The 23,358-nt window shown below is 72.5% G+C and carries 11 protein-coding genes; 2 read left to right on the forward strand and 9 right to left on the reverse strand.

The features are described 5' to 3' along the window. Window positions 1-58: 58 nt before the first annotated feature. Entirely contained in the window at window positions 59-1,543 is a 1,485-nt protein-coding gene (gndA, locus tag G7072_RS05575; protein ID WP_166084623.1) for an NADP-dependent phosphogluconate dehydrogenase, read from the reverse strand. Window positions 1,544-1,754: 211 nt separating this feature from the next. Here gndA and G7072_RS05580 point away from each other — a divergent pair, with 211 nt between their 5' ends. After that, a complete protein-coding gene (locus G7072_RS05580; RefSeq protein WP_166084624.1) occupies window positions 1,755-3,185 on the forward strand; it encodes a magnesium chelatase in 1,431 nt (476 codons plus the stop codon). Then, entirely contained in the window at window positions 3,182-5,146 is a 1,965-nt protein-coding gene (locus G7072_RS05585) for a hypothetical protein (protein ID WP_166084626.1), read from the forward strand. Before G7072_RS05580 ends, G7072_RS05585 begins: the two co-directional genes overlap by 4 nt. 86 nt (window positions 5,147-5,232) lie before the next feature. Here the strand turns inward: G7072_RS05585 and G7072_RS05590 are convergent, their stop codons facing one another. From G7072_RS05590 to G7072_RS05625, 8 genes are all read right to left on the reverse strand, one after another. Further along, window positions 5,233-16,548, reverse strand: coding sequence for a calcium-binding protein (locus G7072_RS05590; RefSeq protein WP_166084627.1), 11,316 nt, complete (start codon window positions 16,546-16,548; stop codon window positions 5,233-5,235). Window positions 16,549-16,771: 223 nt separating this feature from the next. Next, on the reverse strand, window positions 16,772-17,338 hold the full coding sequence (locus G7072_RS05595; RefSeq protein WP_166084629.1) for a hypothetical protein: 567 nt from the start codon (window positions 17,336-17,338) through the stop codon (window positions 16,772-16,774). Window positions 17,339-17,504: 166 nt separating this feature from the next. Further along, a complete protein-coding gene (locus G7072_RS05600; RefSeq protein WP_166084630.1) occupies window positions 17,505-19,166 on the reverse strand; it encodes a SpoIIE family protein phosphatase in 1,662 nt (553 codons plus the stop codon). After that, a complete protein-coding gene (locus G7072_RS05605; RefSeq protein ID WP_166084631.1) occupies window positions 19,163-20,554 on the reverse strand; it encodes a HAMP domain-containing sensor histidine kinase in 1,392 nt (463 codons plus the stop codon). The genes G7072_RS05600 and G7072_RS05605 overlap by 4 nt, the downstream gene beginning before the upstream one ends. Next, on the reverse strand, window positions 20,544-21,614 hold the full coding sequence (locus G7072_RS05610; RefSeq protein WP_240917259.1) for an ATP-binding SpoIIE family protein phosphatase: 1,071 nt from the start codon (window positions 21,612-21,614) through the stop codon (window positions 20,544-20,546). The genes G7072_RS05605 and G7072_RS05610 overlap by 11 nt, the downstream gene beginning before the upstream one ends. Next, window positions 21,611-22,030: an anti-sigma regulatory factor gene (locus G7072_RS05615; protein ID WP_166084633.1), complete on the reverse strand. Its 420-nt coding sequence runs from the start codon at window positions 22,028-22,030 to the stop codon at window positions 21,611-21,613. The genes G7072_RS05610 and G7072_RS05615 overlap by 4 nt, the downstream gene beginning before the upstream one ends. Further along, entirely contained in the window at window positions 22,027-22,422 is a 396-nt protein-coding gene (locus G7072_RS05620; RefSeq protein ID WP_166084634.1) for an STAS domain-containing protein, read from the reverse strand. Before G7072_RS05620 ends, G7072_RS05615 begins: the two co-directional genes overlap by 4 nt. Further along, the gene (locus tag G7072_RS05625; protein WP_166084635.1) at window positions 22,422-23,288 is read right to left on the reverse strand and encodes an STAS domain-containing protein; all 867 of its coding nucleotides are present in this window, start codon (window positions 23,286-23,288) and stop codon (window positions 22,422-22,424) included. Before G7072_RS05625 ends, G7072_RS05620 begins: the two co-directional genes overlap by 1 nt. Window positions 23,289-23,358: the final 70 nt, after the last annotated feature.

Below are 23,358 nucleotides of genomic sequence, written 5' to 3' on the forward strand. Positions count from 1 at the left end.
CGCCGGGGTTGTGACCCTTGCGGGGCGTCCATAACCCCGCGTTACATGCGGTGAAGGGTCAGTCGTCCTGGCGCTCCTCGGTGCGGTCGCCGGCCCAGAGCAGGTGGTAGGTGCCCTCGCGGTCGACGCGCTGGTAGGTGTGGGCGCCGAAGTTGTCGCGCAGGCCCTGGATCAGCGCCGCGGGCAGCCGCTCGGCCCGCAGCCCGTCGAAGAACGACAGCGACGAGGCGAAGGCCGGGGTCGGGATCCCGTGCAGCGCGGCGTCGGCCACGATCCGCCGCCACGCCTGGACCCCGTCGCTCACCACGCCGGCGAAGTAGGGGTTGACCAGCAGGCTCACCAGCCCCGCGTCCTCGGCGTACGCCTCGGTGATGCGGTCGAGGAAGCGCGCCCGGATGATGCAGCCGCCCCGCCAGATCCGCGCGATGCCGCCGGGATCGACGTCCCAGTCGTGCTCACGGCTGCCGGCGGCGATCTGGTCGAAGCCCTGCGCGTAGGCCACGACCTTCGACGCGTAGAGCGCCTTGCGGACGTCGTCGACGTAGGCGTCGCGGTCGTCGACCGCGTCGGACGACACCGAGACGTCGGCGAACGCCTCGCGCGCGGCCTTGCGCTGGCCGGCGTGGCCGGACAGCGAGCGGGCGAAGGTGGCCTCGGCGATGCCGGTGACCGGTACGCCGAGGTCCAGCGCCGACTGCACCGTCCACCGACCGGTGCCCTTCTGCTCCGCCTGGTCGAGCACGACGTCGACGAACGGGGTGTCGGTGCCGGGGTCGTCCTGCGCCAGCACATCGGCGGTCATCTCGATGAGGAACGACTCGAGGTCGCCGCCGTTCCACTCCTCGAAGACGCCGGCGATGTCCTTCGGCGTCATCTCGAGCCGTCGCCGCAGCAGGTCGTAGGCCTCGGCGATCAGCTGCATGTCGGCGTACTCGATGCCGTTGTGGACCATCTTCACGAAGTGGCCGGCAGCGTCCGGACCGACGTGGGTGCAGCACGGGGAGCCGTCCACCTCGGCCGCGATGTCCTCGAAGATCGGCCCCAGCCGCTCGTAGGCGTGCTCGGAGCCGCCCGGCATGATGCTCGGGCCGTTGAGCGCGCCCTCCTCGCCGCCGGAGACGCCGCAGCCGACGAAGTGCAGCTTCTTCTCCGCCAACGCCTCTTCGCGCCGGCGGGTGTCGTCGAAGTGCGCGTTGCCGGCGTCGACGATGATGTCGTCCTCGTCGAGCAGCGGGACGAGGTCGTCGATCACGGCGTCGGTCGCCTCGCCGGCCTTCACCATGACGATGATGGCGCGCGGCTTCTCGATGGCGGCCACGAAGTCCTCGAGCGACTCGCAGGCCACGAAGTCGCCCTCGTCGCCGAACTCGTCGACCAGCGACTGCATCTTCTCGACGCTGCGGTTGTGCACGGCCGTCACGTGGCCGTGGCGGGCGATGTTGCGGGCCAGGTTGCGGCCCATCACGGCCAGACCGGTGACGCCGATGGTGGCGCGGGCGGCGCTGTCGGTCGTGTCAGCGGTGCCGGTGGTGTCGTCGCTCATGGGTTCCTCTCGGAGGGGATCTCGGGACGCCGCCCGGGGGAGGGCGTCCGAGGACCACCATGCCCCTCCGCACCACGTCGTACGCCGGCCGGACCCTGGTCACTCGCCGCGGGCGGGTCCGATCGTGGTCGGCGGCTGCAGCCAGGGACGCCTCAGCGCTGCGGGCAGTGACCAGACGCAGGCTTGGGACGGCGGGCATAGGCTCGAAAACATGACGGACAGCCCCGCTGCGCAGACCACGTCGAGCACCGCCCCGCCGGCCGGCACCACGCGGGGAGCCCTGCTCGCGCAGGGCTACCGCTCCCGCACGGTCAAGGAGGAGCTCCGCGAGAACCTCCTGTCCCGGCTGCGCGCCGGCGCCCCGGCGTTCCCCGGCATCGTCGGTTTCGACGACACCGTGCTGCCCCAGCTCGAGGGTGCCCTGCTGGCCGGCCACGACCTCGTCCTCCTCGGCGAGCGCGGCCAGGGCAAGACCCGGCTGATGCGCACGCTCGGCACCCTGCTCGACGAGTGGATGCCGGTGGTCGAGGGCTGCGAGATCAACGACGACCCCGCCGCACCGGTCTGCTCGCGCTGCCGCCGCCTGGCGGCCGAGACCGGCGACGACCTGCCGGTCGTCTGGGTCCACCGCGACGACCGGTACGTCGAGAAGCTCGCGACCCCGGACACCAGCGTCGGCGACCTGGTCGGCGACGTCGACCCGGTCAAGGTCGCCGAGGGGCGCACCCTGGGCGACCCCGAGACCGTCCACTACGGGCTCATCCCCCGCACCAACCGCGGCATCTTCGGCATCAACGAGCTGCCCGACCTCGCCGAGCGCATCCAGGTGGCAATGTTCAACGTCCTGGAGGAGCGCGACATCCAGGTCCGTGGCTACAGCCTGCGGCTGCCGCTCGACCTGCTGCTCGTGGCCAGCGCCAACCCCGAGGACTACACCAACCGCGGCCGCATCATCACCCCGCTGAAGGACCGCTTCGGCGCCGAGATCCGCACCCACTACCCGGTCGAGGTCGAGGAGGAGGTCGCGGTCATCGCCCAGGAGGCCGAGCTCGTCGCGCCCGTCCCGGCGCACCTGCTCGAGGTGCTCGCGCGGCTCACCCGCGGCCTGCGCGAGTCGTCCTCGGTCGACCAGCGCGCCGGTGTCAGCGCCCGCTTCGCCATCGCCGCAGCCGAGGGTGTGGCCGCCAGCGCGCTGCGCCGCGCGGCACGCACCGGCGACACCCACGCGGTGGCGCGCGTCTGCGACGTGCCCGCCGTGCTGCCGACCCTGCTCGGCAAGCTCGAGTTCGAGATGGGGGAGGAGGGCCGCGAGGTCGAGGTGGTCCGCCACCTGCTGCGGATCGCGGTCGCCGAGACCTTCCGCGAGCGGCTGCTGGGCCTCGACCTGTCCGGCTTCACCGAGCTGTTCGCCGAGGGTGCGGTCGTCGAGACCGGCGAGCTCGTCACCACCGAGGAGCTGCTCAGCCAGCTCGGCCCGGTGTCGGGCCTGGCGAAGGTGCTGGACCGGCTGGGCGACGACAGCGACGTCGCGGTCGACCTGGGGCACGTCGCCGCCGGGGTCGAGTTCGTCCTGGAGGGTCTGCACCTGACCCGCCGGGTCGACAAGGAGAACGTCGGCGGCCGGACGGTCTACGGCGCGTGAGCGACCCCCGGTTCCGCTACGGCCCCTGGCACGGGGGGCCGGACCCGCTCGCGCCGCCGTACGACGTGCGGCGGGCGCTCGACGAGATCGGCCAGGACGTGCTCGCAGGGGGCTCGTTGCGCGAGGCCCTGCGTGACCTCATGCGCCGCGGGGTCGACGGTCGCCGGGGCCTCGACGAGCTGCGGCAGCGGGCGCGCCGGATGCGCAAGGCGGCCCAGCGCCGCGGCGACCTGGCCGGCACCCTCGACCAGGTCCGCGCCGCGCTCGACCAGGCGCTGGCCGCGGAGCGCGAGACCCTCGCCGGGGCCGACGACGCCGACGCCCGCCTGGCCGAGATGGACCTGGCCACGCTGCCCGACGACACGGCCGGCGCCGTCCGCGCGCTCGACCCCTACGACTGGCGCTCGCCCGAGGCGCGCGCGACGTACGAGGCGATCAAGGAGATGCTCCAGCGCGAGGTGCTCGACGCGCAGTTCGCCGGGATGAAGCGGTTCCTCGAGGACGGCGACCCGGAGGCGATGCAGGCCGTCAAGGACATGATGGCCGACCTCAACGACCTGCTCGCCGCGCACGCGCGTGGCGAGGACACCACCGACCGGTTCGCCGACTTCATGGACAAGCACGGCGAGATGTTCCCGGAGAACCCGGAGAACGTCGACGAGCTCATCGACGCCCTCGCCCGTCGCCAGGCGGCCGCCGACCGGATGATGGCCTCGCTGCGGCCGGAGCAGCGCGAGCAGCTCGGCCAGCTGATGAGCCAAGCGATGAGCGACCCCGACCTGGCCTCCCAGATGGCGCAGCTGTCGGACAACCTGCGGGCGCTGCGCCCCGGCCTGGAGCGCGGGCCGGCGCAGATGGGTGGGGGCGAGCCGATGGGCTACAGCGCCGCCGTCGAGGCGATCGCCGACCTCGCCGACCTCGAGGCGCTCGAGCAGCAGCTCTCCGAGGCCGGCGGCCCGGGGTCGCTCGACGCGGTCGACGTCGACACCCTGGAGAAGCAGCTCGGCGGGGAGGCGGCCGCCGACATGCGCGCGCTTCGTGAGCTCGAGCGCGAGCTGGAGCGGCAGGGATTCCTGACCTCCGGTGACGACGGGCTCCGGCTGACGCCCCGGGCGGTGCGCCGCCTGGGGGAGACCGCGCTGAAGAAGGTCTTCGACCAGATCGCGGCGTCGGGGTCGGGCGACCACGACGACCGCCGCACCGGCTCGGCCGACGAGCCGACCGGGCTGACGCGGCCGTGGGAGTTCGGCGACGACCTTCCGCTCGACGCGGTCCGCACCGTCTCCAACGCCGTACGGCGAGGGGGGCTGGTCAGGACAGGCTCGACCGACGGGGGAGCGCGGCTGCTGGTGGAGGACTTCGAGGTCGTGGAGACCGAGAAGCGCACCTCGGCGGCGGTCGCGCTGCTCGTCGACCTGTCGTTCTCCATGGTCAACGAGGGTCGTTGGGGGCCGATGAAGCAGACGGCGCTGGCGCTCTCGCACCTCGTGCAGACCCGGTTCCGCCAGGACGCCCTGGAGATCATCGGCTTCAACCTGACCGCGCGCCGGATGACGGCCGTCCAGCTCGCCGAGGCCGAGCCGGAGTGGGTGCAGGGCACCAACCTCCAGCACGCGCTCATGCTCGCGGGGAGGCACCTGCGGCGCCACCCCGACGCCGAGCCGGTGGTCATGGTCGTCACCGACGGTGAGCCGACGGCTCACCTCTGGCCCGACGGCACCCCGGAGTTCCGCTGGCCCACCACCCGCGAGACGCTGCGCGCCACCGTCACGCAGGTCGACGAGATCACGCGCTGGGGGGCGAGCCTCAACCTCTTCATGCTGGGCGAGGACCCCGGCCTGGCCCGCTTCGTCGACGCCATCGCGCGTCGCTCCGGCGGTCGGGTGTTCACCCCCGACATCGGCCGCTTGGGGGAGTACGTCGTCGCCGACTACCTCCGGGCCCGGCGCGGCCGCCGCTAGGACCCGGCCGCCGCCCGCCGTACCTCCCTGTGCGGTGGGTCCGAGTCACCTCGTGGCTCGGACCCACCGCAGCAGGAGTGCCCCCGTCAGCTGTCGCAGACGAAGTTCGCCGGGTTGAGGGAGTAGACCGGGTTCGCGTTGGAGCCTCGGTCGGCGTTGTAGACCATGCCCAGCTCCCACCAGCCCGACGTCTTCGACGACGCGGCCGACACCAGGCCGTCGTCGGCGGCGACCTGCTGCCAGAACGACTCCATCGCCGGCGACAGCAGCCGCATCACCGAGTTGCCGCCGTAGGCGCCCTCGCAGACGAAGTAGCCGTTGTAGGCGCCCGTCCCGTCGACCATCTTGTCGGTCTGGTTGCTCGGGCTCGGCTTGCTGACGTCGGCCTGCATGCCGTCCTGGCCCCAGCCGCCGTACATGAAGTCGATGCCCTTGAAGTCGACCGTCGGGTCACCCTGGCGCGAGCCGTTGAGCACCGTCACCAGGTCGAGCTGGTCGGCACCGTGACCGCCGTAGAGCCGGTCGTGCTGCCACCCGCCCCACGCCCGGTCGTCGCCGTGGCCACCGAAGATCACGTCGTCGTCGAGCCCGGAGATCCCGACCGGCGAGGTCTCCTTCGTCGGCACCAGGGTGGCGAAGGTCGACCCGACGAACGAGCGGTTGCCCCACATCTGGTCGTTGCCGGCGCCGCCGTGGGTGACGTCGTTGCCGAGCCCGCCGAGCAGGACGTCGGTCCCACCCACACCGCCGCTGGTGGCCGAGGTCGGCACCGGGTACGTCGTCGTGGTGCGCTTCAGCGTGCCCGGCACGTTGATCGTCTCGGAGATGAAGCCGCTGGCCTCGACGACCTTGGAGGAGCCGGTCCGGACCGAGGTCACGACCTCGCCGAGGTCACCGAGGACGGAGTCGTCGCCGGCGTTGCCCTCGAGCTTGTCGTTGCCGAGCTGGCCGTAGAGCTCGTCGTGACCGTCGCCGCCGTGGCCCTCGTCGTCGCCGTAGGCGCCGGTGCCCTCGTCGGCGCGGGCCGACAGGACCTTGCGGACCAGCAGCTTGCCGGCGGTGGTCTCGCCGGAGCCCTTGTAGGACTGGTAGGTCCACAGGCTGCCGGCCGCCGCCCGGTCGACGCGCCCGTTGTCGCCGAGCACGGCGTCGTTGCCCGCGTCGCCCCACAGGCGGTCGCCACCGTCCAGCACCTTGTTCGGTGTGGCCGGGAAGGCGCCCGCGCCGGCCGTGCCGGTGGATCCGGTCACCCCGGTGGTGGTGCCGACGTTGTTCGACGAGCCGCCGAGGACGTCGTCGTCGCCGTCCCCACCCCGGATGGTGTCAGGGGAGCCCGACGGCGAGGCCGGGTTGGTGTTGCCCTCCAACCAGTCGTCGCCGGCGTCGCCGTCGATCGTGTCTGCCCCGCACTGGCCGTAGACCAGGTCGCGGTCCGCGTTGCCACGGATCACGTCGTTGCCCGAGACCAGGGTCGACGGCAGCGACTTCGCCACGACCGCGAGGTCGTAGAGCACCGTCGACCGGGCGGCCTGCTTCGTGTTCGGGTCGGTGCCCGAGCGGGAGATGCGGCCGTTGTCGCCGAGGATCACGTCGGCGTCACCCGAGGTCGCGGTCGCGCCAGGGGCGTCACCCCACAACGAGTCACCCTCGTCGCGGACCCCGGCGAGGTCCAGCGGGAGCTGGGCCAGGCCCGAGCCACCGACGATGTCATCGGCGCCGCTGTCGCCCGCCATGGTGTCGGCGCCGGAGTCACCGGACATGGCGTCATCGTCGTTGCCACCGGACATGGCGTCGTTCAGGCCCTGGCCGAACATCCGGTCCCGTCCGGCGTCGCCGAACAGCCGGTCGTTGCCGGCGGCCTCGGGCGCCTCGGCGCCCGAGGCACGCCAGACGTCGTACTCCTCGACGCTCGCGGTCGCCCCGCTCCCGGTCACGCGGCCGTTGTCGCCGAGGACGACGTCGTCACCGGCGTCACCGTTGACCAGGTCGCCGCGGAATGCGGTCTCCCCGGCGGGCTTGCGGTCGCGGTCGTCGATCTTCTCGCCCTTGACCGTCGCGGTCGCGCCCTGCTGGGAGCCACCGACGAGCACGTCGTCCTCGGTGCCGCCGCGCAGGGTGTCCGCGCCGCTGTTGCCGTCGACGACGTCGTTGCCGGCGTCGCCGCCCAACGTGTCGTCGCCGGACTGCCCGTAGACACGGTCGCCCTCGGTGCCGCCGCTGACGACGTCGTCGCCGAACGGGCCCGCAGCTGGGTCGGAGCCGCCGGTCGGGACGTCGAACAGCGTCCGGGTCTTCGCCACGCCGTTGTCGCCGAGGATCGTGTCGTTCCCGGCGTCGCCGTACAGCTCGTCCCCGGTGTCGGAGGTCCCCGCCCAGGTGGTGCGCGCCGTGCCGGTCGTCAGCGTGTCCGTGCCGGAACCGCCGACGATGGTGTCGGAACCGTCGCCACCGCGGACGACGTCCGAGCCCGGACCGCCCTCGATGTCGTCCTGGTCGGCGTCACCCCCGATGGTGTCGGCGCCGCCCTGACCGTAGATGCGGTCGTCGTCGTCACCGCCGGACAGCAGGTCCGTGCCGGCTGCCTTGTCACCGGTCACGTCCTCGAGCTGCAGCCCGACGAGCAGACCCGCCTTGCGGGCCGGACGGGCGTTGTCACCGGCGATGAAGTCGTTCGCCTGCCCGCCGTAGACGGTGTCGTCGCCGTCGGCCGCGCCCGTGCCGGTGGTTCCGCCGACGAGCGCGTCGACGCCCTCGCCACCGTTGAGCGTGTCGTCGCCTTCGTTGCCCTCGACCTGGTCGTCGTCGGCACCGCCGTACGCCGTGTCGTCACCGGTGTTGCCGAGGATCGAGTCGTCGCCCGCGTCGCCGAGCAGCTCGTCGTCGTCGTCCGAGCCCCGCAGGACGTCCACGCCGTCCTCACCGCGGACGGTGTCGTCGCCGGCACCGCCGACGCCGAGACCGTCCCCGAGACCCTCGAGGAGCACGTCGCCGCCGGCGCCGCCGAACATCGCGTCGTCGTCGTCCTGGCCGAGGAGGCAGTCGGCGTCGCCGTCGCCCGCCCAGGCCAGCGCCGTCAGCGCCTGGCTGGCCTTCACGTCGAACGCACCGCCGCCGATGGGCAGCCCTGCGACGACCCCGTTGTCGGCGCTGTCGGTGTCGCCGTCGCCGTCGACGTCCACGAGCCCGTCGACGACGCCGTAGCCGTCGAGCCGCCCGTCGTCGTCCTGGCTGATCTCGCCGTCGCCGTCGACGTCGGCCTTGCCGAGGGGCTGCGTCTCCGAGCTGGTCGGGCGGATCACGAGCACACGCGTCGTGCAGACCGTGACCGAGCCGTCCTCACCGCCCGCGTCGTGATCCTTCACCAAGCCCTCGTACGCCGTACCGCCCGCGTCCGGCAGCCCGAGGCCGGCGACGCCGGCCTGGCCGTCCGTGAGGTCGAGCGCCTTCAGGGTGCCGGTGTCACCGAGCACCACGTCGGCGGCGTCGCCGCTGTTCACGGCGTCCGAGCCCGTGCCACCGAGGGTCAGGTCGACGGCCTCGCCGCCCTCGACGAGGTCGTCGCCGTCGCCACCGTCGGCGACGTCGGAGCCGCCCCGACCCTCGAGGCGGTCGTCGCCGTCGCCACCGCGGAGCTCGTCGTTACCCGCGGCCTCACCGGTCGGACCGTCGTCGCCGTCGAGGGAGTCCTGGTCGCCGTTGCCGCAGAGCGTGTCGGAGCCCTCGCCGCCGGTGAGCGAGTCGTCGCCCGGTCCACCGGCGAGCCAGTCGTCGCCGACGTCGCCGTTGAGGGTGTCGTCACCGGTGCCTGTGCCGGCGTTTCCGGTGCAGGCACCGGAGCGGAAGGCCGACACGGGGTTCGCCGTGCGGTTCTCGCCGAAGAGCTGGTCGTCGCCGAGGTGTCCGCTGAGCAGGTCGTCGCCCTCGCCGCCGATGACGACGTCCGCGAGGTCCTGGGGGCTGACGAACTCGCCGGCCGGCCCAGGCTCCTCCGCGTCGGCGTCGTCCTCGACGCGCGCGGCTCCCGCTGCGCCTCCGGCGTCGCCAGTGTCGGGCCCGGCCTCCCAGGCCGCGCGTGCGGCCTCGGCCTGCTCCTCGGTGAGGCCGGGACCGCCGGTGACGCGGTCGTCGCCGGTGCCGCCGTCAACGGTGTCGGCCCCGGCGTCGCCGGTGACGTCGTCGCTGCCGCCGTCGCCGCTGACGGTGTCGTCGCGCAGGCCGCCGGCGACCATGTCGTCGCCCTCGCCGCCGGACAGCGTGTCGAGGCCCGAGCCGCCGGTGATCTGGTCGCTCTCGGCACCGCCGGAGACCTCGTTGTCCCCGTTGCCGAGGTTGGCGGTGTCGGGGCCGTCACCGAGGTCGGCCTTGACCGGGACGGTGAAGTCGAAGGTGGTGCCCTCGAGGTCCACGCCGGGCAGGAACTCGAGCACGTCGCGGCCGTCGCCGGAGTCGGCGATGATGCGACCACCCTTGGGGACGTCGAACTCCTGGTACTCACCCAGCATCTCGACCGAGATCCGGGTGACCTTGTCCGCGACCTCCTCGCTGAGCTGGCGGACCTTCACCCGCTCGTCAGGCTTGTCGTTGCCCAGGTTGCGATTGGCCGCGTTCGGGCCGAGCTTGAGAACCAGGTCCTTGCCGTCGGCAGACGTGGTGGCGAGGAGCGGATCCTCGGTGGTGCAGGTCAGCTTGAAGAGCGTCAGCGGGGGCGACAGGCGCCAGAGCTCGACCTCGTAGCGCAGTGTCTCGATGAACAGGTCGACCTCGACGAAGAAGCCGAAGAAGAAGTCCAGCGTGCCGCTGAAGTCGAAGAGGCAGGCAGGGCTGCGTGAGCTGATCTCGGAGAAGCGCAGCTTGCCGTCGGCGTCCGGGTCGTTGAGGTCGGCCGCGAGGGTCAGGGTGACGCCGCCGTAGAGACCGACGCGGAAGATGCGCACCGAGACGCCGCCCTCGACCTGGACGGTGATGGTCAGGGTCATCTCGGGCACGTCGTTGCCGGCCTCGTCGAGGTCCTCGACGTAGAGGCCGTCGAGCATGGCGGTCGGGTCGGCCGTGCCGGGCTCGCTGTCGAGCAGGGCACGGATGCCGGCGGTGTCGTAGCCGAGCGCCAGGTGGGCGGCGAAGGCGATGTTGAACGAGACCCCGATGTCGACCGGGACCGGTCCGGCCATGAAGGGGCCGAACTTCAGCCCGACGCCGGCACTGGCGTTGAGCGTGCCGAGGTCGAGGCGCACCAGATTGGCGTCCTCACCCATGAGGAGACCGAAGATCTCGGTGAAGTCCTCGAGGAACGGGAAGGTGATCGCGGTGCCGGTGAGGGCGGGACGGTTGGCGTACTTCGAGATGTTGGACGCGCCCGAGCCGCTGCGGCAGCTGGCAGTCGTGGTCGTGGTGGCGGTCTTGGTGCACGGCTTTGCCACGACCTTGCTGATCCCGCGCGGGCTGCCGCTCGGCGCGGCGGGGGCGCAGTTGGTCGGCGCCGGACGGCGCTTGGCCTGTAGGGCCGGTCCTCGCACGGTGCCGGTGCGGCCGATGCCGTTGGCGCCGTTGGCCTGCGCCCGTGTGGTGTTGATCGTCCTGCTCGTGCCGCAGGGGGCGGTCGCGACCTGGTTCGGCTCGATGCTGAACTCGCCGGCACCGCCGTTGGGGAGCAGGCCGGCCAGAGGGGACTCGGGGACGCTGGTGCCCAGCGGGATGAGGGTCGTGCCGCCGACGTCCTCGAGGTTGGCGACGACGTCGAGCACCTCGAGCACCTTGCGCACGAAGCCGAGCCGGGCGCCGGTGACGTTCTCCAGCACGGAGATCGGCGTGACGGCGGGCTTGCCGAGCTGGACCGCGATGTCGGACACGACCGGGATGGGGGCGCGCAGGGCGTCGATGAGCGGCTTGTAGGGCTTCACGTGGTCGGCCACCCCGCCGATCACCGGGCCGGCGAAGTCGTTCACGAACGAACCCGCGTCGAGGTAGAGGCTGCCGAAGTCGACCGACCAGTCCTCGTTCAGGTTGATGTCCCAGATGTTCTTGGGCTCCTCGCCCTCCTCCGGCTGGTTGAAGCCCATGTCGAGGATGCCGTGCACGCTGGGCAGGCTGCCCTTCTGGAGCTTGCCGCCGCCGACGTCGGGGTTCAGTCCGGTGATGAAGTAGACGTTCAGACGCCCGGTGGCGACGAGGCTGACACCCTTCTCCTCGAGCTTGTCGCCGAAGGAGGCTTTCTTGACGTCGGCTGCCGGCGCCTCCTCGGCGTCCTCGCCGGACAGGCCGACCAGGTCACCGAGGTTGACGCCGAGCTCGACTTTGGCCTGGCTGCGGTCGTCGTCGCCCGCGGCGTCGTACGCCGTGGCCTGCAGCAGACCGAGCGTCAACGCCTGGCAGCGACCGGAGTCGTAGTCCTCGAAGGGACCGTCGCCGCTGAAGGCGCCGTCCGACGTCGCCACGGGGCACTTCTCTCCGGGAAGGTTGTCGGGGAAGGTGACGTCGGCGCTGAGCGTGAGGTCGCTGTCGGCGAGGTCGAGGTAGGGACCCTTGGAACGGGACAGGCCCAGCATGAAGGTCAGGTCCCAGCTGGCCTTGGAGTCGAGGGCGAAGTCCGCCTGCAGCGGCATGCCGTCGAGTCCGGCGCTGAAGGGCAGCTGGTAGGTCGCCTCGTCGCCGATGGAGATCGGCATCTTGATGTCGGTGATGTCGCCGATCGTGGCGACGTCGCCCTCGTCAGGGTCGAGGTTGCACGGGTCCTCGTCGCAGAGGATCTCCGGCTCGACGGTGATCTTGTCGGCCATCGGGTTGCCGCCGGCGGCGGACTTCAGGTCCTCGAGCGCGGCGTCTGCAGCCGCCTGGAGGACCTTGTCGAGGCTCTCCGTGCCGTCGCCCACCGCATCCAGCGGCGTCTCGCCGTCGATGGTGGCGAAGACGGTCTGCAGCTGGGTGGAGAACTCAGGCCCGAACAGGTCGAGGAATTGAGTCAGGTACGTGCCGGCGGCCGGGTCGGAGCCCACCAGCGGCATCGAGGCGTCCTCGGTCGAGCCGTCGAGTCCCTCGTTGGTCGAGGTGGCGGCGTCGTCGAAGGCGTCGCCCATGGCGCTGAAGGCCATCGGGGTGTCGCCGTCCTTCAGCGCAACCACGGCGTCGGGCACGGTGCTGGCCAGCAGAGGCGCCCCATCGGCGCCGATGGTCGCGCTCAGCTTCAGCACGCCGAGCGCCGTGCCGTCGGGCTGGTCGTCGGTCGGCTTGGTGCGCAGCGAGAGGGCGGCGCAGAGTGCGCGCTTCGCGGTGTCGCAGGTGGGTGCGTTGGCGCCCGTGCCGAGCTTGCCGACGAGGTTCGCGGGCGTGGTCTCGTCGTCGTCGTCGCCGACGTAGGCGGTCACGGACAGGGGCGTCGTGGCGGTGCCGAGCAGCGAGAAGGCGTAGGACGCCTGGAAGGTCGCGGCGCCCGGGATCTCGTAGGCGTCGCCGGGCTCCCAGCGGTTGTCCGTGCCCTTCTCGAGACCGGCGGTGCCGCAGGTGAGCGAGTCGGCGGTCGCGGTCGCGATCTTGCACTCGGACTTGTCGGTCAGGTTCTTGACCACGCTGCCGACGAGGCCGGCCTTGTCGAAGTTGGCCCCCGGCGACATCAGGGCGTCCTGGACCACGCGGTACGTCGTGGGGGTGGCGCCGGCAGTGAAGGTGGCGCTGTTGGTGAGCGCAGCAGCACAGGTGAGGAGGTGCTTGGCCACCGTGGCCACCTCGCAGGCGCCGACCTTCTGACGGGCGCCGTCCTTCAGCGTGTAGGTGTAGACGACGTCGCCTACCGCGACCTTCTTCGTGAGGAAGTCGGCCTTGGTGTCGGCCAGCACGGTGGTGCTGGAGTAGGCCAGCGTGTAGGTGTCACCGACGACCCAGTCCTTCTTCACCGTCGCCGACGGGTCGGGGAGGTCGCAGAGCAGGCCGGTGCCGGAGACGCCGGTCGCTGCGCACTCGGCCGGGTCGGTGGTGGTGCGCTTGGCCTTGGTCGTGCTCGGCGTGGTGGCCGTGCCCGCGGTGTAGAGCTTCGACAGCTCGAGGGCGGCGTCGGTGAGGGTCGAGCCGGCCGTGGTCGTCGTACCGCTGACCGCGACCGTGCCCTCTGTGCGCACGAGCTCGGAGGTGAGGTCGTCGGGGTCGGTGGACACACCCTTCATGGCGCCGCTGGTGCCGACGTTGACCTCGACGGGACCGAGCGTGCCGGCGAGGTCGACGGTGGTGGAGCCGACGTCGACCTTCATCTCGGTGACGCCGGTGCCGGGCAGGACCGTGACGGCGCCGGGCGCCTGCATCAGGTTGGTCGGGACCGCGACCTTGAGGGCGATCTTCGACGACCAGGAGGCCTCGAGGGTGGTCGTGTCACCCGTGGCCATCTCCGATCGTCGCAGGCTGTAGTCGGTGCCGCCGCCGACGGCGACCTCGAGGGGGACCTGGAGCTTCCCTGCAGCCGGGACCGTGACGTCGAGGACCATGGCCGGCTGTCCGGCGACGTCCTTGACGGTGATGGCGACCTGGGTGCCGGCGCCACTGGCACCGTTCTTGGTCGCGAACGCGTCCACCTTGCTCTCGAGCGCGGTGCGCAGGGCGGCGACGTCCGCGGGCGCGAGGTCGGCAGTCTTCTCGGTCTCGGTGACCAGAGCGGACAGCTCGGTCACGAGGTCCTGCACGCCGCTCAGCTGCGGCGCGAGCTGCGCGGGTGCGATGCCGAGGGCCGGGAACGGTGTGTTCCACGCAGCATCGTCGCTGCCGGCGATAGCGCTGGCGACGTCACCCAGGGCACCCAGCGCTATCGTCCGGGTGGCGACCGGGTCGCCGCTGATGAGGTAGGAGTCGCCGACCTTCCAGCTGTTGTCCACGAGGTACTCGTCGCCCTCGACGTCCGGGTCCTGCTCCGTGTTGGGGACCTTGCCGCCCGACATCAGGCCCGGGGCCCAGGTGACGGTGAGGTCGTCGGTGCCGGCGGGGGTGCCCTGCTCCTGGCAGGTGAGGGAGTTGGTGGCGACCTTGACCGCCGCGCAGGACGCGCCCGTGCGCAGGTTGGTCAGGGTCAGGGCGAGGACGTCGCCCGCGGCCACCGCGGGACCGAGCGCGGAGGTGAACGTGGTCCGGCTGTCGGACATGGCCTTGGCCCCGTCGACGGAGGTGACGACCCCGGTGACCTGGGGAGCGACGTCCTGGGGGGCGACGTACGTGGCGTAGTCGGGGCTCATCGTCACCGTCGGCAGCGCCGCGGTCTGCGTGGTCGTGTCGGCGAGCTTGACCGGGTAGGCGAGTGTGGTCTCGTAGGTCTTGCCCGACGGAAGCTCGGGCGCCGTGACGGTGAGCTTCCCGCCCACGTTCAGGTCGACCGCACCGGTCGTGGGCACCGCGGCGGTGACGCCCGGGGCGCTCAGGACCTTGCTGAGCATCGCGGCCCCGCTCGGGGCTCCGCCGTTCGGGGCAGGGACCTGGGCTGCGGTGTCGATGTTCGCTGCCAGAGGTGCGACTCCGTTCGCCGTGGCGGCGCTGATCTTCATGCTCGAGCCGGCGACGTTCACGCCGAGCAGCCCGACGTTGCCGGTGCCGCCGCTGAATACACCGTCGCTGCTGATGCCGGCGACCGAGAGCTCCGGCCCGCTGACGCCCTTGAGGAAGGCGCGGTCGGCGACCGAGACGTTCTCGCCCTCGGGGGCGAGCAGCAGACCGAGGGTGCCGGCGAGGGAGACCTTGCCGACGTCGACGCGCAGCTTCGACCCGGTCTCGATCGAGCGCAGGTGCGCCTTGGTGCGGAAGAGGTCGCCGAAGGCGTAGTCGAGGTCCTGGGGGGCCGGGTCCACGTCGGAGGTGACCGGGAACGTGAGGGCGCGCGCCGTGGCGTCGTACGCCGGGACGGTGGCAGAGCCGCCGGGCAGGGCGGAGAGGCGCGCGGCCATCTCCTGCGCGGTGCGCATGCGACGCTGGGCGGTGAAGGTGACAGGCTCGCCGCCGCCGGTGCCGGCGACCTTGAAGGAGACCGACACGTCGGGCTCGGTGGCGCTGCCGGTCACGGTGACGTTCGTGGTCGGGTCCGGGCCGACGGTCGTGGCGGTGGCGCCGGACAGCGTGCCCGCGCCGGCGAGCTTCCAGCTCGCGGAGCCGGCGACGACCGGGTCGGCGGTGCGGGCCTGGCAGTACCACGTCGTGCCAGGCACAGTGGTGGCGCTCGGCGGGCTCGTGTTGGCGCGCCCACAGGTGACCGCGGCTGCGCCCTGGGCCTCGACGAGCTCGTTGAGGCCCTTGGCGGCCGAGCCGATCTGGCTGACGGCGGTGTCCACCAGGGGGAGCCGGGGGTCGATGCGTGACTCAGCGTTGGTGTACGCCGCAGCCATCTGGGCCAGCGCCACGAGCGCGTCGCCGGAGGTGATCTTGGCGAAGTCCTTCAGCCCGGTCCCGGTGGTGACGGTCGGTGCCGGGAAAGCGTACGCACCGTCGCCGGTGGGCGTCGGTGTCATCTGGGTCGCGCCGCTGAGGGTCTGCTTGACCGTGCCGTCGGTGGTGCCGGTGCCGCCGACGAGCCCGCTGTCGAGGGCGAGGTCAACGGCGGCGGAGCCGGCGATCGTGACGGGTGCCAGCTCGGCGAAGGGGGTGGTCTGCCACTCGGTCGGGGTGATCGCGAGGCTGCCGTCGGGGTCGCGGACGGTGAAGGTCGCCGAGACGTCGTAGGCGGTGGTGCCCGCGGCCGTGACGTCGGTGAAGCCGTAGCGAGAGGGCACGGTGAGCCCGCTGCGGCCGCCCTTGAGCGCCACGGACAGCGAGGCGTTCGGGTCGAGGGTGACGACACCGTCCGAGCCGACGGTGAGCTTCAGCGTGCCGCCGACGGAGCCGGTGAGGGGGGTGCTGCCTTCCGGGGCGCTGGTGCCGTCGAGGAAAAGTGCCTCGTCGGAGTGCAGGGCGTAGGCCCGACCACTGACGGTCTTCTTGTCCAGGGTGACGGTGACGGTCTTGTCCTGCTGTGTCGCGGTGACGCCGAGGGTGGCGGTGTCGGAGGCGTCGAGTGCCTTCACCAGACCGGCGAGGTCGGTCTCACCGGAGCCGTCGTACGAGGTCGCCGCCGCGCCGAGCGAGCGCACGAACGCGGCGTCGAGGCCCAGCACGTCGCTGACCGACTGTCCGGCCAACGGGAGTCGTGCCTGGAGCGTCGGCGTGGCGGACAGGGCGTCGAGCGTGACGGCCAGGCTCTGCACCGCCTTCTTCATCGCGGTCGCGTCGGCGCTCAGCGCTCCGGCGGCCGTGGCGGGGGGAGTGGTCGTGGCGATGAGTGCGGCGCCGACGAGCCCGGTCAGGGCGGTCGTGACGCCGAGGCGGCGCCCCCGCGCCGCCGGTCGACGTCGACGGCCGTGCCCGCCCGACTGGTTCCCGAATCCACCCGTGCGGACATGACCGTTCGACATCGCTTGCCCCCAAGCTCTCCCAGCGCCCACATCCGCGGCTGCGGCCACGAGGCGTCGGGCGAGCCCGGCGACGGATGGTCTGTGAACCCGGACATTCCATCCTGTCCAGACCATCGCCAGCCAGCGACCTAGGTCCTGATGGAGGGGTGGGGTCACACCGACCGAACGGCTGATGCGCAGTGACAGACGGCAACGTGTGGGGCTGGTGGGGCGTGCGAGGCGGTCAGCTCACGAACCGGGCGGAGGCGACCACGTGCTTGCGGATCGCCCGGACCTGCTCGCGCTCGGCCAACCGGCCCACGACCTCGATGCGGTTGCCCTCGGTGAGGACCACGCTGACGAAGGGGTCGACGTCGCCGGTGCCCGGCTCGGTGAACGAGTAGGCCCACCGGGCCGTCATGCCACCGGCGGAGCGGTCGACGTCGAAGGCGAGCTCGCGATAGCTGTCGCCGTACGTCGCCGCGGTGCGGTCGCGCTGCGCACGGAGGTCCGCGGCGGTCCCGTTGCGGGGGGCGAGGTCCACCGAGATGGCACGTCCGCCCGTGAAGGGCTCGTGCCAGGTGACCTTGTGGGGGTTGCGCCGGTCCCGGACGTAGCCCGTGGGCACGTCGAGGCGCACCGACTCACGCGCCGACGGGGGCTCGTCGGTGCCGTAGGTGAGCCGGACGGAAGCCCGCTCGGACGTGTAGACCACGGCCTCGGCGACCGCGGGGGTGGGGGTGGCGAGGACACCGGCAGCGGCGGTGGCGGCGGCGGCGAGTGCGGTCGAGCGAGTGGTGCGGCGTGACATGGCAGATCTCCTGGCTGGTGGCCCGGGGGCCGACGGCGGTCCGGGGTTCCGAACAGCTCCAAGACGCAGCCAGGACGGCGACAGTTGCACGCGCGCCGAGGTGCAGGGCGAACACAGGACCTTCGCCCCGAGCCGAGGGGTCCGGTGCCCGCAGCAGCGAGGTGCCTCAGGGAGCGTCGGGTGCGACCACGTCGATCAGCACCAGCGCCGAGTCGTCGTCGAGCGGACCGTGCCCGCGGCCGTGCTCGGCCATGAGCACGTCGCTGAGCGCCTCGGCGGTGAGCACCGAGGCGGTGACGCCGGCCGCGAAGGCGTCGAGGTTGGCGCCCAGGTCCTCGCCGCGGCGCTCGACCAGCCCGTCGGTGATGAGCACCAGGCGGTCACCGGGACGCAGGTCGACCGTCAGGGTCTCCGGCGCCCCCAGCAGACCGCCGAGGAGCGGGCCGGAGGCGTCGAGGTAGTCGCCGGTGCCGTCGCGCACCAGCAGCGGGGGCAGGTGCCCGGCGTTGGCCACCTCGACCGTCCGGTTGCCGTCGGGAGCCGGAGGACCGAAGGCCAGCAGGCACAGGGTCGCCGTCATGTCGGGCCGGCTGCGGTGCAGCGTCAGGTCCAGCCGCTCGAGCACGTCGCGGGGGGAGTGGCCGTCCTGGGCGTAGGCGCGCAGGGTGTAGCGCAGCTCGGCCATGAGCACCGCGGCCTCCAGCGAGTGGCCCTGCACGTCGCCGATGACGACGTGTGCGGTGCCCTGGTCGGTGACGAAGGCGTCGAAGAAGTCCCCGCCGATCTGCGACTGACCGTCCGCCGCGCGGTAGCGCGCCACCAGCTGCAGCCCGTCGAGGGGCGGCAGGATGGCCGGCAGCAGGCTGCGCTGCAGGATCAGCGCGGTGCGGTGCTCGGCCTCCATGGCGCGGAGGTTCTCCACGGCGACCCCGGCAGCCTGGGCGAGCTCGGCGAGCATCCGCTCGTCGTCGTGGTCGGACACCATCGCGCTGTCGACCGCGACGAACCCGACCACCTCCGAGCCGGAGCGGATCGCAGCGACGGCACACGCCCCGGCAGGTGTCGTCTCGGGTGCGCGTTGCGTCACCAGCCCGCCGGGTCCGTTGCCGGTCGCGAGCGCGTCCCCCGCGAGCGCCGACCAGGTGGGGTCGCTCAGGTCGACCCGGCCGAGCTCGGGGACCGCGGCCAGCATGCTGCGCAGCGTCTCGGGGTCCACGCTCACGACGTGGCGGGGGGACAACCCGTCGTCGCGGCGCATGAGCTGCGTGGGCACCGCGGGGTCGTTGCTGCTGACCAGGGCGGCGCCGCGCCCGCCGAACACCAGCTGGACACCGGCGGCGGCGGCGTCGGACAGCCGCGGGACGGTGGTGGCGACGTTGAGCCGCAGGGCGGCCCGGTTGAGCCGACCCAGACGCGTCGCCAAGGACTCGGCACGGCGGCGGGCTCCCGACGAGCGCAGCAGCGCTCCCACGGTCGACACCAGCTCCTGCGGCTCGATGGGGTCGACCAGGTAGGCGTCGGCACCGCGGTCCAGCCCGGCACTGCGGTGTTCGGGCTCCATCGCGACCGCCGAGATGTGCACGACGGGGATGGCGGCGGTCTCGGCCGTCGACTTGAGCTCCATCGCGACGTCGAGGCCGCTGCGGTCGGGCAGGTGGACGTCGAGGACGACGAGGTCGACCGAGCGGGTCGCCACCGTGCGCATCGCCTCGGCGGCCGAGCTGGCGCCGATGACCTCGTAGCCCGCACGTCGCAGCCAGCTGGAGATGACGTACCGCTTGGCGGCGGTGTCGTCGCACACGAGGAGCGTGGTGCTCGCAGGGCTCACGCGGGACCTCCCCCTTCGGCCGTTGTCCCGGACGGCTTCCGGGGCAGACGCACGCTGAATCGGCTCCCTGCACCAGGGGTGCTGGCGAGCTCCAGGGAGCCGCCGAGGGTGACCGCGATGCGCTGGGCAAAGGCTAGCCCGAGTCCGGTGCCCTTGACCCCCGCATGGAGAGGACTGCGCGCCTGGAAGAATTCCTCGAACACCCGGCTCCGGTCCTCCTCCGCGATGCCGATGCCGGTGTCGGCGACCTCGAGGACCACGGTCTCCGCGGTCGTCCGGGCCGACAGGTCGACGCGGCCCTCGGCGGTGAACTTCGCGGCGTTGCTCAGCAGGTTGCGCAGGATGTGGCGCAGCAGGGTGCGGTCGGTGTGCAACGTGGTGCCCGGCTCGGGGGGGCGCACGTGCAGCGAGACGCCGGACCGCAGCAGGGGGCGGGTCACGCCGGACAGCTCGTCGAAGAGCTCGGCGAGGTCCACCGCCTCGGCCGTGGCGTCCATCCGGCCCGACTCGGCGGCGGCGAGGTCGAGCAGCTCGTCGACCAGCCCGAGGAGGTCGCGGGCGCTCGCCTCGATGAAGTTCACCTGCTCGCGCTGCTCGTCCACGAGCTGTGACTCCGCGCCCGAGTCGAGCAGCAGGCGCGCGAGCCCGATGATGGAATTGCTGGGGGAGCGCAGCTCGTGGCTGATGTTGCGCATGAAGCGGGTCTTGGCCTCGCTGGCCTCACGGAGCTGGCGGCTCTTGTCGTCGATCTCGGCGTACAGCGCCACCACGCCCTGGTTGGTGCGCTCCAGCTCCTCGGAGAGCTCGTGGTAGAGCCCGATGATGCCGTCGGCGTCCGCGGCTGACTCCGCCTCCATGCGTTCGCGCGGGCTCTCGTCGCGCGACTGCAGCTGGGCCAGCACCATCATCAGGTCGCGGCCCTGGTCGTGCAGGTGGTCGGCCCAGGTGCTGTGGCCCGGCTCGGCCAGCCGGTGCCGCAGGACGTCCACCTCGTCGGCCGTCAGGGCGTGCACGACGTCCTCGACCATGAGCGCCACCGTCGCCTCGTCCGCCCCGTCGCCGAGGCTGGTCCGGTCGGCCAGGAGGGCCACCGCCGGGGCGCTCGCGGCCCAGCTGACCGGCTCGGGACCGCGCCCGGAGGTCGCCGTGGCCGTGCGCGGGGTGCACCGGACCCGCAGCGGCTCGCCGTGCGTGGCCGACAGCTCGACCCGGCCTCCGCCGGCGACCGCCAGGTCGTGGGCCAGCGAGCCGACGCACACGGTGACCCGGGTCGCGACGACGTCCGCCGAGCCGAGCGCGAGCGCGACCGTGCGGGCCGCCTCTCGCGCGCGCAGGACGTCGAGGTCCTCGGCCACCTCGACGACGTGCCGCAGGGTGTCACTGCCCATGCCCACCTCCGCCGTCGAGCCGCAGGGTGAGCACCCCCGCGTCGTCCCGACGCCCGCCGGCGGCCCGGAGCAGCGCCGCGGAGAGCACGACCGGGGACGTGGCCAGGACACCGGGCAGGTCCTGCACCCGCCAGCGGTCGGAGAGGCCGTCGCTGTGCATCACCAGCCACTGCCCGCGCTCGAGCCGTACGTCGACCTCCCGCACCGAGGGCGCGTTGTGGCCGACGATCCCGGGCTGGGAGGCCAGCTGCGAGCTGGCGGAGGCGTCGACGACCCGACCGGCGATGTTGCCGATCCCCGCGTAGGTCAGCGACTGCGTCCGGTGGTCGACCCGGGCGATGGCCACCGCCGCACCGCGGGTGTCGCGCAGCGCGACGTGGAGCTCCTCGAGGAGGTGGCCGGGAGCGGAGCGCCGACTGGCGAGGAAGGTCCGGACCGCGGCGTCGGAGGCGCGGGCGGCCATGGGGCCGTGGCCGAGCCCGTCGACCATCATGACGATGCTGCCGTCGTCCGTGGCCCGGTGGGCGTAGGCGTCGCCGCAGACGCTCTCGCCGGGCAACGGGCGCAGCAGCCCGCCGAACAGGTCGGAGCCGTGGGTCGGGTCGGAGCCACCGCGGGCGGCGCTCTCGTGGCGCCAGAACTCGGCGCTGACGACCGTCCCCAGCCCGGGCACCGAGTGCAGGTCGAGACGGTCGGCGAAGCGGCGTACGGCGCCCAGGCCGATGCCGAGGGTGCCCGTGGTGGTCACCCCGTCGACGCTGAGAGCGGCGATGTCGCGGGTGCCCGGCCCGTGGTCGAGGGTCAGCACCCCCACGCCGGCGGTGCCGCCACGACGGAGCACCCGGAGCAGGACCGCGCCCTCCCGGGCGTGCTTGACCAGGTTGGAGGCCAGCTCGGAGGCGGCGACGGCCACCTCCTCGATCTGGTCGTGGGCGAGCTGCACCTGACGCGCGAGCTCGGCGGCGCGGCGTCGTACGGACGCGCACGTGCTCGGCTCCTCGACCCGGATCCACACCGACTCGTCGGTGCTGGAGGAGCCGAGGTCACCCGGTGAGGTCATCTGGCCCACTTGGTGACGGTGACGGTGGTGCCCTCACCGGGGGAGGAGCTGATGTCGAACTCGTCGACGAGGCGGCGCGCTCCGGACAGCCCGAGGCCCATGCCCACGCCGCTCGTCCAGCCGTCGGTGAGCGCCTTCTCGAGGTCCGGGATGCCGGGACCGCCGTCGCTGAAGGTGACCCGGATGCCGGCGCGGTTGTGGAGGCTCACGTGCTCGATGACCGCCGTGCCGCCGCGGCCGTAGATGACGGTGTTGCGGGCCAGCTCGCTGGTGGCCGTGACGAGCTTGGTCTGGTCGATCAGGGAGAGCTTCGCCGCGACCGCCTGCGTGCGCACGGCCTGGCGGACGCGGACCACGTCGGCGTCGTCGGAGACCGGGTGGCTCTCGGTGGGACGCTCACCCAGGCGGGCCGTCATCGTCCTCGGGCGCGCAGGACCCGGCCCCGCCGCTCGTGCTCGAGCAGGCGGTCCAGCAGGTCCATGCCGCGGTCCACGTCGAGCGCGGTGCGGACTCCGGGCAGCGTGAGCCCGAGCTCGACGAGCGTGATGGCGACGGCGGGCTGCATGCCGACGAGCACGGTCTGGGCGTCGAGCACCCGGGAGGTCGAGGCGATCATCGAGATCATCCGGCCGATGAAGCTGTCGACGATGTCGAGGCCCGAGATGTCGATCAGCACGCCGCGGGCGCCGGTGGCGACGAGCTTCTCGCCGAGGTCCTCGAGGAGCTGGGTGGCGATGTGGTCCTCCAGCTCGACCTGGATGGTGACCAGCAGGACGTCTCCGATGCGCAGGATCGGGATGCGGGTCATCAGTCGGCCTGAGCCCCACCGCGCGAGACGATGTCGAGGCCGGACTCGCGGAGGGCCAGCAGCAGGGCATCGGCCAGGCTCGACTTGGTGGAGATGTCGCCGAAGTCGATGCCGAGGCCGACGACGGTCTGGGCGATCTGCGGGCGGATGCCGGAGATGATGCACTCCGCGCCCAGCAGCCGCGCGGCCTGCACCGTCTTGAGCAGGTGCTGCGCGACCTGGGTGTCGACCGCGCCGACGCCGGTGATGTCGATGATGGCGTGCTCGGAACCGGTCTCGACCAGTGCCTGCAGCAGGCTCTCCATGACGACCTGCGTCCGCGCGGAGTCCAGGGTGCCGACCAGCGGCAGCGCGACCACGCCGTCCCACAGCTTCACCACGGGGGTCGAGAGCTCCATGAGGGTGTCGGCCTGCTCGGCGATGACCCCCTCGCGCGTGGCCGCGTACGTCTCGAGCATGAAGAGGCCCAGGTCGTCCGTGCGACGCGACAGCGCGGCGAAGCCGCGGTAGCCCTCGGTGTCGTTGCTCGCCTCGAGCACCGACAGGACGGCCTCCTTCAGGCCGAACACGCCGATGGCGGTCTCGGTGGGCGTGAAGCCCTGGCGGGCGCGGGTGCGGCTGATCTCCGCCAGCAGCCCGCGCACGTCGGAGTAGGCGTCGCTGGTCAGCCCGTTGCCGCTGCCGCCGGCGACGTCCTCGGCCGCGATGATGCCGTCGAAGATGTCGCGGCAGTCCCGCTCGAGCTCGGAGCGCGTCATGCGCCCGGCGAGGGTCGCGGCGGCGACGTCGGCCCAGCGGGTCAGCACCGCCTCGCGGTTGCTGCGGAGGAGCTCCACCCAGGACGGGTCGGAGGCGGAGGTGGTCATCGTGCTCCCTGGCTCGGTCGACGCGTGGGACGGCCCGATCCTGCCACGTCGAGTAGCGTCGAGGGGTGGC

Source organism: Nocardioides sp. HDW12B (assembly GCF_011299595.1).
Lineage (GTDB): Bacteria > Actinomycetota > Actinomycetes > Propionibacteriales > Nocardioidaceae > Marmoricola_A.